8 protein-coding genes and 1 pseudogene are annotated in these 15,173 nt (G+C 37.8%); all 9 read left to right on the top strand.

Annotation, left to right across the window (positions count from 1 at the left end; all coding sequences use genetic code 11):
• Positions 1–44 precede the first annotated feature (44 nt).
• Complete coding sequence (locus K6V21_RS10050) at positions 45–3,116, top strand: SusC/RagA family TonB-linked outer membrane protein (protein WP_224321681.1); 3,072 nt, start codon at positions 45–47, stop codon at positions 3,114–3,116.
• A 17-nt stretch (positions 3,117–3,133) separates the two neighbouring features.
• Positions 3,134–4,636, top strand: coding sequence for a RagB/SusD family nutrient uptake outer membrane protein (locus K6V21_RS10045; RefSeq protein WP_224321680.1), 1,503 nt, complete (start codon positions 3,134–3,136; stop codon positions 4,634–4,636).
• 300 nt (positions 4,637–4,936) lie between these two features.
• Positions 4,937–5,983 (top strand): AAA family ATPase, encoded by a 1,047-nt coding sequence (locus K6V21_RS10040; RefSeq protein WP_217714811.1) that lies wholly within the window; start codon positions 4,937–4,939, stop codon positions 5,981–5,983.
• Entirely contained in the window at positions 5,961–6,551 is a 591-nt protein-coding gene (locus tag K6V21_RS10035) for a retron system putative HNH endonuclease (protein ID WP_217714810.1), read from the top strand. Before K6V21_RS10040 ends, K6V21_RS10035 begins: the two co-directional genes overlap by 23 nt.
• A gap of 721 nt (positions 6,552–7,272) precedes the next feature.
• Positions 7,273–10,020, top strand: a pseudogene (locus K6V21_RS10030) (SusC/RagA family TonB-linked outer membrane protein); the annotation flags it as partial.
• A gap of 36 nt (positions 10,021–10,056) precedes the next feature.
• Positions 10,057–11,520: a RagB/SusD family nutrient uptake outer membrane protein gene (locus tag K6V21_RS10025; protein WP_224321678.1), complete on the top strand. Its 1,464-nt coding sequence runs from the start codon at positions 10,057–10,059 to the stop codon at positions 11,518–11,520.
• A 31-nt stretch (positions 11,521–11,551) separates the two neighbouring features.
• Positions 11,552–12,412 (top strand): Calx-beta domain-containing protein, encoded by an 861-nt coding sequence (locus K6V21_RS10020; RefSeq protein ID WP_224321677.1) that lies wholly within the window; start codon positions 11,552–11,554, stop codon positions 12,410–12,412.
• Between the two features lie 67 nt (positions 12,413–12,479).
• On the top strand, positions 12,480–14,267 hold the full coding sequence (locus K6V21_RS10015) for a M6 family metalloprotease domain-containing protein (protein WP_224321676.1): 1,788 nt from the start codon (positions 12,480–12,482) through the stop codon (positions 14,265–14,267).
• 10 nt (positions 14,268–14,277) lie between these two features.
• Positions 14,278–14,913 (top strand): hypothetical protein, encoded by a 636-nt coding sequence (locus tag K6V21_RS10010; RefSeq protein WP_224321675.1) that lies wholly within the window; start codon positions 14,278–14,280, stop codon positions 14,911–14,913.
• The last annotated feature ends 260 nt before the right edge of the window (positions 14,914–15,173 follow it).

Here is a 15,173-nt window from a genome sequence, read left to right as displayed (position 1 = left end):
ACTATATATCAACCAAATAAAACACGCATAGTTCTGCGAAAACATTGCAAATTTCGTACATTGGTATGCAAACACAGGAGGTAATGATTAAACCTCATGTGAAGGTAATGATGAAATCAGACACAGAGCTTTTGGATGAAGTTGTAGTAGTTGCATACGGTACTGCTACGAAGAAATCTTTCACAGGTTCTGCTACTGAGATTAAAGGGGAAAAGATATCACTAAAAAACCCAACGGAACTATCTAAAGCTTTGAGTGGTGAAGTTGCTGGTGTTCAGGTAATGTCTACCTCTGGCCAACCCGGTTCAAATGCAAGTATTCGTATTCGTGGTTTAGGCTCTGCATACTCAAGCCGTTCTCCATTGTACGTAGTAGATGGCATTCCGTTTGAAGCTGATTTGAGTGGTATTGATCCCAGTGATATCGCTTCTATGACAGTTTTGAAAGATGCTACCGCTACAGCGCTTTATGGTTCACGCGCAGCAAATGGTGTAGTCTTGATTACAACTAAAAAAGGCGAAAAGGGCAAAACGCATGTTGAGGCAGAAATTAAATATGGAGCCAATATGCGCTTAATCCCACAATATGATGTAATCGACAGTCCTGAACGATTTACAGAGCTTACTTGGGAAGGTTTGAAAAACTATGCAGGCAACAGAGGCGGTATGGATGCCACACAATCTGCCGCATGGGCATCTAAAAATCTTTTCCAGGCACAATATGGTATTGCTCCCATCTATAATATGTGGAATGCGGATGGTGCACAGTTGATTGACCCAGCTACAGGACGTTTTAATAGTGGAATTACACGTAAATACACTCCTGAAAAGTGGGACGATTATATTTTCCGTACAGGTCAGAAGTTGGATGCCAGCGTAAAAATATCCGGTGGCAATGAAAAACTAACCCATTACACTGCTTTTAGTTATTTGAAAGATGAAGGTTATTACATTTCTTCAGATTATCAGCGCTTTAATGTTCGTAACAACATGAGCAACCAGATTACTCCATGGTTGAAGGCTACAACATCTATGGCATATGCATATATGGAAACTAATAAACCTGGACAATCGGACAGCAGTATGAATAACGGTTTCCAGTTTATTAATGGTATGCCTTCTCTATTCCCTGTATTCGAACGTGATGCAGATGGAAATATCGTGAAAGATACAAATATTGGTGGAAACAAATATGATTATGGTATGAATGCCGGATATCAGCGTCCTTTCGGCTCCGGTATCAATCCGGCAGGTGCATTGTTATTAGATAAGGATGAGATTGTTTCACATCAATTCAACGGAAATGGTTCTTTTGAAGCTAAATTCCTGAAATTCTTTAAAGTGACCGCAAATGTTGGTTTGCAATATTTAGGTTCGGCAGAGAATGAACTTACCAATCCTTATTACGGTGACAGTGCAGGCAAGGGACAGATTGTAAAATATCAGACTAACTACCTGAATTTCACAGCTAACCAGATACTTTCCTGGGGGCAGAGTTTTGACAAACACAATTTTGATGCTTTCGTAGCTCACGAGTCAACATCCAGTAAGAAATCTGTTGCTTATGGAGGTAAATCTAAAATAGTCAGACCGGATAATACAGAATGGAGTAATGGAGTAATCATGGATTATCTGGAATCATATACATATGGATATTCCATTGAAAGTTATTTCGGTCAGCTCCGTTACGACTACGACAATAAATACTTCCTTCATGGGACAGTTCGCGCAGATGGTAGTTCACGTTTTGCCAAAGGAAATAAATGGGGTATATTTGGTTCGGTAGGTGCTGCCTGGGCTATTACTAATGAAGACTTCATGAAAGATATTTCTTGGCTGAAAAATTTGAAATACAAGTTGAGCTGGGGTGTGTTGGGTAACCAGGACTTTATAACGAGCCCGGTTGTTGCCGGTTACTATCCTTATGAAGACCTTTATACGATTGATAACTTAAATGATGAATTTACATTCAGCTTTAAATTCAAAGGTAATCCCAATTTGACCTGGGAAAGAAGTACTACTATTAATACCGGTATTGAATTTAATATTGCCGATATCTTGGAAGGTGAAGTAGAATACTTCCACAAGAAAACAACCGATATGTTGTTTATGAAGCAGGTTGCTCCTTCTTTGGGATATGCATCTTATCCGGTAAACGATGGAGCACTGGTAAATAAAGGCGTTGAATTTTCATTGACAGCGCATTTGTTGAAAAAGAAAGATTATAAATTTGATTTCCGCGTGAATGGAGGTTACTATAAAAATGAAATGACAAAAATGCCTATTGATGAAACAACCGGCATGGAAAAGCCTATCGAAATCAGTACATATTATGGTTGGGCAAAAGGTCATTCATTGTATGACTTCTACATCCGCGAATATGCAGGCGTCGATCCGGAAACAGGTTTCGCATTATACAACCAATATTATAATGTAAAAGCTAACGGCGAAAGGGATTTGATTACTGATATGGAAACTTACAAGTCTAAGAATACAATTAATAAGCTTGAAGTAGAAAAAACCAGCGATTGGGATAAAGCTACCAAGAAGTTTGTGGATAAATCCGGTATCCCTACATTACAGGGTGGCTTTGGATTCGACTTATATGCCAAGGGAATTACCTTCAATGCAACTTTCTCTTATGGAATTGGTGGCTATGGTTACGACTATAACTATGCGGCAATAATGCATAGCGGCACGTCGGGTTCATATAACTGGCATAAAGATATTGAAAGCCGTTGGCAGAAACCGGGTGATATAACTAATGTTCCAAGTTTATCTAACGACTATGGTGGTGGTGCCGATGGCACTAACTACGCAAATGCAAGTTCTACACGTTTCTTGACAAGCCGTTCATTCCTGAACCTTGCTAACGTAAGAATAGGCTATTCGCTGCCAAAGAGTATTGTTGCCAAACTGCATCTTTCTGATTTGAACTTCTTTGTTTCAGGTGACAACTTATTGTATTGGTCGGCACGTAAGGGATATGTTTCTATGGCATCTTCAGGAAACAGTGGTAATGTGAACGATGATAACAAAAATGACTCCGGCGAATCCGGTAGAAGCCAGTATGCTCCGTTAAGTACAATTATGGGAGGTATCAAAATTCAATTCTAACATTAAAAACAAGAATTATGAAATTCAATATAAAAAATTATATTCCGGTAGCGGCTTTAGGATTATCACTCCTATTGAGCGGTTGTGGCGATTCTTTCCTGGAAAAGAATCCATCAGATTACATTACTTCTGGAGATTTGCAGGAAGTAGCGAAGTGGAACCCTAATATCTTAATGGGACAAGCTTTGGGCACGTATTCTACCACATTTGCCATGAATTCAGGCGGCACAGGTGGCCACGATGACTTTGGCCAGAAATCGGTAGATATTGCAACCGACTTGATGAGTGGGGATATGGTTATTATGCAACAGGGTTATGGATGGTTTGAAGCTGCGGGATCGCTAACTTGTACCACGACTACGGCTACTAATTATTCTTACCAGTTCTGGAGATATTATTATAAGCTCATCAAAGCAACGAATGAAATTCTGGATGCGGCAGGTGGCGATGATGTCACTCCCGAAGGTGAAGAGAGTCAGATATATTATGCGCAGGCTAAAGCTTTGAGAGCTCATTCATATTTTAACTTGGTAAACCTATATGCAAGACCTTATACAGAAGATAAAACAACTTTGGCTATTCCCATTTATCGTACGCAATTAACATCAGAAGCTGTGAAGAAGTCTTCGGTAGAAGATGTCTATGCACTGATTGTGAAAGATCTAACTGATGCGATTCCTTTGTTAGACGGGTTTAAACGCCCTTCAGGTGCAAAAGATCAAATTGATCAATCGGTAGCAAAAGGCATGTTGGCATATGTTTATCTGACTATGGGTGATTATAAGAATGCTGCCAAATTATCTCAAGAGGTTATTGACTCTAAACAATATACCTTGATGAATAAAACTGAAATTATTAATTCAGGATTTGCATCTGTCAGCATTCCAGGATGGATGTGGGCCATTGACTTGACAACAAGCAACTCTCCGGCACTTCCTACTTTTTGGGGACACATGGACTTGTTTACTTATAGCTATTCCTATGCAGGTGGAGAGAAGTTAATCGATACGGAGTTGTATAACTCAATCCCGGCTTCGGACATTCGCAAAAAATGGTTTACTGAACATAATGCAGAGGGTGAACAATATGAGTTGACTAATTGGTGGAAGTTCTATAATTCTAAACGTATTATGGGTAATCGTGAATGGTACGATGATGAAGTTTATATGCGTGTTGCCGAAATGTACCTGATTAATGCAGAAGCTAATGCACGCGAAAACAACTTGCCTGCTGCCAGAGCTTCTTTAAAGGCATTGCTGGATGAACGTGATGCTGATGCGGCAACAACAGTAGCTGCAATGAATCAAGATGCATTATTAGATGTGATATACTTCAACTGGCGTCTTGAACTGTGGGCTGAAGGACGTGGTTTGTTAACTATGAAGCGTTATAAGAAGTCAATTACTCGTTGCGCAGAAGATGCAATGCTGCCGGGTAGCACCTATAGCTATGATGACAAGCGTTTGACATTCAACATTCCGGAAAGAGAGATTACTAATAATCCCAATTTGGGTGAGTAATCCTTTTATATTATACTTTGGAAATTTAGAATGGCAAGCGTTACATTCTATAAGCTATTCTTAGACGCTTAGTCTAAGTGTTTTTTAATAAAGTGTTTTTTGAGACCGTTCACTGGGAAGTGGGCGGTCTCTATTTGTTTGACTAGTCTATATATCAGGGGAGAAAGTTCTTTATCTCAATGAACTATCAAAAGTAATATCAAGTTTGACATATTTTTAAAAGAAAGAAAAAGGTTTCAACGATTGAAATTCTTGTGTTTTTATGTATCTTCGCAAAAGCTATAAACAAATACTGATTTTATGAAGCTTAAACATATCCACATTGATGCCTACAAAGTTTTCCAAAACTTTGATATTGATTTTTGTCATGCAGGTAAAATTCAAGAGTTGGTTGTGATCACGGGAGTTAACGGCAATGGAAAGACAACTCTGCTTAGAGATGTCATTTCTATAAATGGCCCTAAGGACATGCTTCAAGGCAACATAACAATAGAGGATGCTGGAAAGACCGAAACATTTGTGTTTCCTGATGATTTAAATAATAATTCTTATAAAAAAGCATTTTCAAATGTGCTTTTTTACAAAGCGGAGAATGAAAGCTCGATCACCCAGCTCCAAAATGAGATTATCAGATATGTTGATAAGTTTGTTTATGTACAAGGAAAAACCAGTTTTGAAGCATATCGTGAAATTCAGTCTTTAATAGAAGATATATTCACCGGATTTAATTTGCAAGTACGGTTTAAAGGGATTACTGAAAACAAACAGCTTGTTTTTACTAACTCCAATGGCAATGAATTCGGAATTGAGGGTTTATCAGACGGGGAACAACAGATTTTATCCAAAGCATTTCCTTTATTCATGGACAATACAGAGGGACGTGTTATTCTAATTGATGAGCCAGAAGGTTCTTTACATCCATCCTGGCAGACACGGTTTGTTTCTGTACTTCGCCGTTGTGCCCGAATCAAGAATTGCCAGTTTGTTCTTGCTACCCATTCACCACAAATTATATCCTCTGTCCATAGAGAAGAAATCCGTATTTTCACTCGTGATGCCAGTGACTATATTAAAGCGGAAACTTGTTTAGATGGACCGTATGGATGGACCGTAGAAAAGGTGTTGACAGAAATACAGGGGGTAGATCTTTTAAGAGTTCCTGAGGTTGAGAGTGAATTAGCAATATTGAACCGAATGCTTGAAGAAGATGAGTATCAAAGCGATGAGTTTAGGAAGAGACTTTCTTTTTTGGAAGAAACAATAGGATATTCAGATCGGGATTTAGTCCTTATTCGGATGGAAGTTATACGTAAAAAGAAGAGACATGAAACATTTAACAAAGGGTAATCCCCCAGAGCTACTAACCCGATTCGTTATTCACAAACAGCCTAAAACTTGGGACGATATAAGTTCTATTCGCCAACAGTTACGGAAATACATATTGGAAGAACAAGGACATCTCTGTGCTTACACCGAAATTCGTATTAATACGATAGAAGACTGTCATATAGATCATTACCATACTCGTAATTTATATCCCGAAGAAACTTTCAATTACGACAATATGTTGGTATCATGTAATTCAGAAAGATATGGAGCCAAATACAAGGATAAACAAATCAAGATAAAAACGGATTATGAGGAGTTGCTAAATCCGGTAGAAGAACGGCCGGCAAGATATATTGAATTCAGCTTAACCGGAAACGTGCAGCCTGTTGAAAGTAGTATTAAAGGAGAGAAAACGATATCTACTTTTAATCTGAATGAGAGAAGCCTTGTGGAGCGCCGGAAAACAGCAATTATAAACCTACTTAAAATGAAAGACTATCTTACGGAAGAAGAAATGCTTTTGTCATTTGGAGAATTTGAATCCATGATACAGCAATTATATAGGGAATTGCATGAGAATTTATGAACTTCTATTCTATTGATATGTAAAGGACGTGATATGTAGCTCTTTATATTCAATCATAATTTAATCCATTGGAAAATATAGCAAAAACTTCAATTACGATTGAATCTTTTGGCGTATTTATTAAGTTTATACATTATAACCTTATGCAGATATCATCGATTGTTACAATGTGATTTAAGTACTTTTGTTCTATTTTTCTTTTTCACCTTTCTTTTTAAGGTTATTACACTGTGGGCACAGAGAAGAATTCATATAGAATATATATAGGTCGATTATATGGACAGGAATATATTCTATTTATCGCTTTGGCCTATGCTATCATTAAATACTTGCGAAGGTAGAGACTTTAACATTATATTTAGTTATAAAAACTGGCATCACAATAAAAAAATCCAAACTATATATAAGACTCCCGTATTGTTATTGTGAATTTGCATAGTCCGAACTAAGAAAATGATTATTGTTTACATTTCAATATGGGATTAAACGCATAGTACTCGTTCTATAGTTCATTTGCACTATTAAGCAAACGTCAAAACGCTATTAACTAAACGATTATGTAACTGGCTTAGTATAATTTGGGTAGATATAAATTCATATTACTTTTTTTAGATATTTATTAATCAATATATTACAAATTGCTACTATTGAATAATAAGTTCCTGTATTATTAATATATCGCTATATATCAACAATATAGCTAACGCATAGTTCTGCGAATACATTGCAAATCTCGTATATTGGTATGCAGACTCAAGAAGTAGCTATTAAGTCGAAGGTAAAGGTCATTCTGAAATCTGATGCTGAGATGCTTGATGAAGTTGTAGTAGTTGCCTATGGTGCTGCTAAAAAGAGTTCACTGACAGGATCTGTTGAGATTGTAAAAGCGGACCAACTGACTAAAGTTCCTGTGAATAGTATGGACCAGGCACTGCAAGGTAAAGCAGCTGGTGTGCAAGTAGTAGCGACTAGCGGTCGTCCTGGTGCTGGAGCTAACGTCAAGATTCGTGGTACTAGTTCTATCAATGCCGGCACAGATCCTCTGTATGTAATTGATGGCATTCCTGTATCTGCAAGTGCTTTTTCCGCTCTGAATTCAGAGGATATTGAATATATGTCTATCTTGAAGGATGCTTCGGCAACTGCCATTTATGGATCTCGTGGTGCTAACGGCGTCGTTTTAATTACTACTAAGAAAGGTAAGACCGGAAAAGCTGTATTTAATCTGAGAGCACAGTTCGGTATCACTACCAGAACTAGAAACGACGAACACCTTATGAATACTCAAGAGAAACTGACTTATGAACGTCAGTTGGGAGTAGGAAAAGGGAAAGGCATGACGGATGAAGAAATAGCTAATTACCCCATTAATACTAACTGGATTGATGAGGTATTCCGCACTGGATTTACTCAATCATATGAACTGAGCATGAATGGTGGTACTGAGGCTACCAAATTTTATGTTTCGGCACAGTTCTTCGATCAGGATGCTATTATTCCAGGCTCATATCTAACTCGTGGCAATGGACGTATCAACCTTGAACATAAGGTTAATGATCGGCTGAAATTTGGAGTTAATACATCCGTAGGTGTTTCAAAAGAAGGAACCGTACGTTCTGACCGTAATGTATTAAACCCATTCAATTATGTATATAGTGCCAATCCGTATACTAAACCTTATAATGACGATGGTTCATATGCTATAGATGCTACCTGGGATTATCAATTGAATGTTTTTGAAAATATCTATAATAACCCGTCCAACACTAGTAATATCAAGGCGGTTGCAGCCGCAAATCTGGAATGGAATATTTGGGATGAGATTAAATATACAACTGTATTGGGTATTGATTATAATCAAGCTATTGACTATCAGTATAATAAACCTGAGTCTCGCTTGTCTGCGGTATTGGACAGCAAAGGATATCGTCATGATGCATATACACATAGCTATCAATGGGTGTGGACAAATATGCTTTCTTATGATAAAACATTTAATTCTGTTCATAATGTTAAGTTAGTGCTTGCAGAAGAAGCGTCTGCAACAGAATATAAGACTTTTTCTGCTAGTGGTGACGGTTTCCCAAATGGTAAATTAGACGCAATGGATATCGCTGCTTCTCCTAATGCAGTAGATGGATATACTTCACAATCCAGACTATTGTCTTTTATGGCAACTGCCGGTTATACATATGATGGCAAATATATTATTGATGGTGCTGTACGTCGTGACGGTTCTTCTCGTTTCGGAACCAATAATCAATATGGTACCTTTTGGGCTGTGGGTTTGGGCTGGAACATGGAAAGAGAACGCTTCATGGAAAATGTGGAGTTCATCAATAAACTAAAAATACGCGGTAGTGTGGGTACTTCCGGTAATAACTCCATCGGTAACTATGCAGCACAAGGCGTTTATGGTTATGGTTCATACAACAATTTATCGACTTCGTATCCAAAGCGTTTAGCTAATCCTGATTTAACCTGGGAAAAGAACCTCCAGGCTTCTGTAGGTTTTGATGTGTCATTCTTTGATTCTCGCCTGAACGCCACATTTGACTATTATAATCGTAAAACAACAGATATGTTGTTGGCTACGAACTTATCTCAAACTACAGGTTTCTCAAGTCGTATCGACAATGTTGGAGAAATGAAGAACTCCGGTGTGGAAATTGCAGTAAATGGTGATGTCGTTCGTACAAATGACTGGACGTTTAGCTTAAACGGTATGTTCAGCTATAATAAGAATGAGGTTACTAAACTTTATGAAGGACAAGACATTGAGACCGGTTACAACGGAATTATCACAGAAGGCGAAAGGCTTAATACCTATAAATTGGTTCGTTGGGCCGGCGTTAACCCCCAAACCGGTGATGCTCTTTACTATACCAAAGATGGTCAAATAACAAATGTGTATAATGGAGATGATGCTGTGGTTCTTTCTGATAAGACTCCGGACCCTAAATACTTCGGTTCTTTTGGCACCAGAGTTAGCTGGAAAGGTTTGGAACTGAGTGCAGATTTTTATTATGCAATTGGTGGTTATATCTATAACAATGTATCTTACTTCATGAATAGTGATGGTAAAAATGCAACAAAGAATCAGCATACGGATTTGCTCTATAAGCAATGGAAGAATCCTGGTGATGTGACAAACATACCCCGCCAAGACAGAAACAATAATGTATATAGTACAACTCGTTTCTTGGAAGATGGCTCTTATATTCGTTTAAGGAATGTGACTCTTTCTTATACATTGCCTAAGAACTTATTGAAATCCGTAGGTATTAGTAATGCTAGAGTTTATGCACAAGGACTGAACTTGTTGACATTTACCAATTTCACAGGTTCGGACCCTGAAATAGGTAATGCGCCTAACTATAAAACTTCTGAAGTTGCCTCCGGTAGTATCAACGACTACAATTTCCCGGCAGCACGTACAATCATGTTTGGTATTGAAGTAGGATTCTAAGCATGAAGTGTCAAACAAATTAAAAGGATAGAATTTATGAAAGCAATAAGAAAAATCTTTTTCCCCTGTATGTTAGCGACTTGTTTACTAACATCAGTTACCGGTTGTTCCGGTTTCCTTGAAGTAAATTCAGATAAAGAATTGTCTGATAAAAATGCTTTAGAGGAATTGAATGACTATGACATGGCTACTTTAGGAGCCTATGAAAGTATGAGAACGGAATATTACTGCGGGCTGTTCAATAAGATTGTTATGGATGCAATGTCTGACAATATGGTATTGAACTATGAAGGACGTAAAACCTACAACGAATTTGCAGATTTTAAGTTCTCTTCTAATACTTACGGACTTGAAGGCTTTTGGTCGCAAGCATACAATGCAATTTTAAGTACTAATGTTGTCATCGAGAAATTAGAACAGGAACCGAATGACTTTGCAGGTACTGAAAATGAAGCGGCTGCAAAGAATTTGTTGGCAGAATGTTTAGTGTTGAGAGGCTATATTCATTTTGATTTAGTACGTTCTTTTGCCACCGATTATAAGAAGGCTAATGAAACCTCCTTGGGCATTCCTTATAAAACAAACTCGGAAATCACAACTCCATCCCGCAATACGGTTAAAGAGGTATATTCTTATATAGTAAGTGATATGACTAAGGGGATTTCTTTAATGGAGGATGCATACAATGCCAACAACAATAGCCGTGTGAATAAAAAGTCGGCCAATGCATTGCTGGCACGTGTATATCTGACTATGGGAGATAATGCAAATGCCATAGCTTGTGCAGGAAAGGCAATCACAGGAGATGGTTCTGATTTGTGTGAACCTGATGACTTCGTAAAATTATTTTCTACTTCAATGGAAAGACCGGAAGTTCTATTCCGTCTTGCAGTAACTGCTGGTGATAACTATCAACCAGGAGCCGCATGGGGACAAGGTGCTGTTACTTCATACAAGTCTGAATACTGTGTGTCTTATAACCTTGGACAACTTTATCAGTCGAACGATGCACGTAGGGCAGAAGTTAAAAGTGTACAGCTGGAAGATAAATCATATTTAGTTCCCTGGAAATATAATGGACGTGACGGTGAAGCTCAAGCCGGTGTTGTAGACCTTCCGGTAGTACGCGTTGCAGAAATGTATTTGACGCGAGCAGAAGCTTACTATAATTCAAATGAACAGGGTAAGGCTTTAATTGACCTCAATCTGGTACGCGCAAAACGTTATAAGGGTTTTGAAGATGGAACCGAAAGTGGACAAGTACTGGAAAGAGCCATTCAACTGGAACGCCGTTTGGAACTTGCATTTGAAGGCGATCGCTTTTATACTTTAAAGCGCAGAGGTGAAGAGCTAGTCAGAGATGGTAAAGGACACTATGCAGATGGTACCGGTAACCCTGCTGCAACTCAGGAAGTTTCGGCCTCAAGTCCTTTCTGGTTATTGGCTATTCCGCAAAGTGAAATAAACGCAAACCCCAATATGGTACAAAACCAATATTGATTAGTACATACATTTTAAATAAAAGAATACAATGAAGATATTTAAATATTTCAGTTTGGCGATGGGGTTACTTTTAGCTGTGACTTCCTGTGATGATAATGAACCTACTTCATTTACTTCGGATATGGCGCATGTTGCATTTTCCAGCTCGACAGCCAAAGTTAATGAAGATGGTGAATCAATTCAGATTCCTATTACCCTTGCCGCTCTTCCGGGAGCACTCTCCGTAACAGTAAATCTTACAGTTTCATCAGAGGGTTCTGCACTTCCTGCTGTAGAAGGGGAAGACTTTACTGTTGATACGAAGACTTTAACATTTTCGGAGCCCGGAACGCAATACGTGACTATTACTCCTATTGATAATGATGAATTTGCTGGTGGTACCAAGACTTTCACGATTTCAATTGCTTCTGTTTCACCGGAGCTCTTGAAGAGTGTGCAGAACAGTATTTCCGTTTCTATTATTGATGATGATCATCCGTTATCTGCTATAATCGGGCAGTATGTATTATCCTGTACCAGCAATTATGATGGACCTATTGAGTTTGAAGTCGCTATTTCTGCTTCTGAAGAAGATACTTATATTCTAATGATGGATTTAGGGTATGGTACATTCCCAGTGAAAGTTCAAGAAGTAGATGGCGAGTATCAACTGACAATAGCTGCAGCGCAAAATATAGGTAAATATTCTAAGTATGATGTTATTGCATACTGCGCCTTTATTGAAGGTGATAAAATCAAATATAGTACAACCCAAGCGCATTCTGCTACATTTGATCATGGTGTTATCACATTTGAAGAAGGCATGTATATAGCAGCAGTCGAAGATGGAACAGTTGCGGGAGCACTTGATTTATTCCTGCCCGGAACAATTGTGCTTACGAAGAAATAATTAATAAATAATCTCGAAAGGCCGCTCTGTTTTTAGCGGCCTTTTGTTTATCTAATACCTGTTTGTTATGAAAAAGCCTTTTTTAGTGTTTATCAGTATGCTTTTCTTTCTTTTAGAAAGTCATGCAGCTCCCGTCAGAAATCTAAAAACATTAGTATTGCAACCCGATGACACTGAATTATCACTCTATGCTTCGGGAGATGAATTTTTCCACAGGCTTCATGATGAAAATGGTTATACTATTATTGCAGGAGATGATGGTTACTATTATTATGGAATTCAATCATCAGATGGAAAGAAAATAGTGCCTAGTATTTATAGAGCGGACCAGCCTATTCCACTTTTGGCAGGCATTTTACCCAATATAGGCATCAGTACGAAAGCATATGCTGAAAGGATGGAATACTTCAAAACATATTCCACCATATCATTGAAGGAACAGTCGCAAACCCGTTCGACCCATAAGGGGATAATAAACAATATTGTTATATACATTTCTTTCAAAGACCAACAGACTTTCTTAACTAAAAGAAGTGTATATGATGCCCGATTAAATAGCATGACTAATAGCGCAGGATCTCTAAAGCACTATTATGATGAGGTTTCTTATGGGCAATTAGATATTCAATCATACCATTTTCCGGCTACAGACGATATGGGAACGGTTACAACTGGTTATGTTGATTACAGAAATCGTGGCTTTTACCGGGCATATAATGCAACTACGAATCCGGAGGGTTATAGTAGCAGCACGGAGACCGTTGCACGTGAACACAGTTTAGTGGTAAATGCAATTGATGCTTTGAGAAGTGAAATAGAGCAAACTCTCACAGCAGAAGAGATAGACAGTGACAATGATGGCTATGTGGATAACATCTGTTTTGTCATACAAGGAAGAAGTGATGGGTGGAGTGATTTGTTGTGGGCACATCGTTGGTCACTCTACACTAGAGAATGTTATATTCACGACAAGAGGGTTATGGACTACGTCTTTCAGCCGGAAAATCAAGTAACTACCAATACTCTTTGCCATGAGATGTTTCATGCTTTAGGGGCTCCGGACCTATATCACTATAATGATGATGCCAAATATTTAGATCCAGTGGGAAACTGGGATCTAATGAACAATGGATGGTGCCACATGGGAGCTTATATGAAATGGAAATACAGTGGGCAAATGTGGGTTACAGATATGCCACAAATCACGGCATCAGGACGTTTTAATGTCGTAGCTCTTGCTAAAGGGCCTGAAAATGTATGTTACAAGATAGCATCTACGTCGCCTGATGAATATTATGTTGTTGAATATAGGAAAAAAGAAGGCATTTATGAAAAAAATATCCCTCGCTCCGGAATATTGGTTTATTTGATAAATACCAAAGTTACAGAAGGAAATAGGAATGGACCACCCGATGAGGTATATATCTATCGTCCTTATGGTACATTGGAAAGTAATGGAAATATTGATGAAGCTGCTTATCCTACTACTAAAGGTCCTGTGATTACGAATCACACCTATCCAACTCCCTTCCTATCCAATGGAGAAGATGGAGGACTACGATTAAGTAATATTGAAATTAATGGGGATATAGCTTCTTTTGACATTGAAATAATAACAACTGATATCCATGAGGTGGAAAAAGAAGATGTGGTCGTGTATGCAGACGGGTATTTGATTATAAAGAATGCGGAAGGAATAAGTCAAATAGAAATTTGCAATATGCAAGGAATAGTCGTTAAGACTATTACCGACTTATCGAACCAGATTCCTATAACGGACTTATCAAGTGGCATTTATATTATGCGTGTCAACACCTCATTAGGTGAATACATCAAGAAAATGATAATTAAATAAAAATGTTACTATGAAAAAATACATTGTCTTTTTACTGCTTAGTAATATCTGTTTCCTCTCATTAGAAGCTCAGACTGTTAAGCATTTTGTTTTTCCAAATGAAATGGAAGCCGTCATCCTCAAAAAAGGAGGAGGTAAATCTTCGATGAAACTAAATTATAACAAGGCAACAGAAGAAATGGTCTACTCTGATACTGATGGGCAAAAGAAAGCACTATATCCTATCAGTCAAATTGATACAATATACTTTAGTTCAAGGAAATTCATCCCTTCAGGAAAGGGCTTTGAAGAAGTATTGCTGACAGGGAAGTACCCTCTATATGCTTCTTACCGTTGCCGGCTGAGTGCCGGAACTCAGAATATAGGTTATGGTAGTTCTTCTACAACAGCTGTTGATAACATTTCATCGCTTAACACCGGAGGGGAGATATATCAATTGAAGTTGCCGGAAAATTATAAAGCTGAGCCTTATACTGTATATGCAATAGCGATTAATGGTCAAAACAAGCATTTCAGGAGAATAAAGGAAATTACAAAGATATTTCCAGAATTAAAAAAAGAAATAAGCGACTTCCAAAAAAAGAATAAGCTGAAAAATAATAATGATGGAATCATTTCGATTATTCGATATATCTCTTCACTATAATTACATTTACATACTTCCTAATATATAGATAAAGATAAATAATTGAAACACAAATGCAGGGGGATATTCACATGAGCATACCCTCTGTATTTGTGTTTTAATCATTTTAGTAAAAGTAGTCTATTCTTACATATTCTATTTCTAGGAACACTAAAATAGATGAGCCAATAAAACAAATGTAAGAATTAAAATCTTTATCTTATTAAATATAAGCATATTAACCATTATGATGGGATTATATATAGTAGAACATTAGAATG

Source organism: Bacteroides cellulosilyticus (genome assembly GCF_020091405.1).
Taxonomy (GTDB): Bacteria; Bacteroidota; Bacteroidia; order Bacteroidales; family Bacteroidaceae; genus Bacteroides.
The sequence above is the reverse complement of the archived record's forward strand: the minus strand, read 5'-3'. Positions and strand labels throughout refer to the sequence as shown.

Bases quoted from the DNA above. Each gene is read 5' to 3' on its own strand.
- K6V21_RS10045 (WP_224321680.1), top strand. From the start codon at position 3,134: ATGAAATTCAATATAAAAAATTATATTCCGGTAGCGGCTTTAGGATTA.
- K6V21_RS10040 (WP_217714811.1), top strand. From the start codon at position 4,937: ATGAAGCTTAAACATATCCACATTGATGCCTACAAAGTTTTCCAAAAC.
- K6V21_RS10035 (WP_217714810.1), top strand. From the start codon at position 5,961: ATGAAACATTTAACAAAGGGTAATCCCCCAGAGCTACTAACCCGATTC.
- K6V21_RS10025 (WP_224321678.1), top strand. From the start codon at position 10,057: ATGAAAGCAATAAGAAAAATCTTTTTCCCCTGTATGTTAGCGACTTGT.
- K6V21_RS10020 (WP_224321677.1), top strand. From the start codon at position 11,552: ATGAAGATATTTAAATATTTCAGTTTGGCGATGGGGTTACTTTTAGCT.
- K6V21_RS10015 (WP_224321676.1), top strand. From the start codon at position 12,480: ATGAAAAAGCCTTTTTTAGTGTTTATCAGTATGCTTTTCTTTCTTTTA.
- K6V21_RS10010 (WP_224321675.1), top strand. From the start codon at position 14,278: ATGAAAAAATACATTGTCTTTTTACTGCTTAGTAATATCTGTTTCCTC.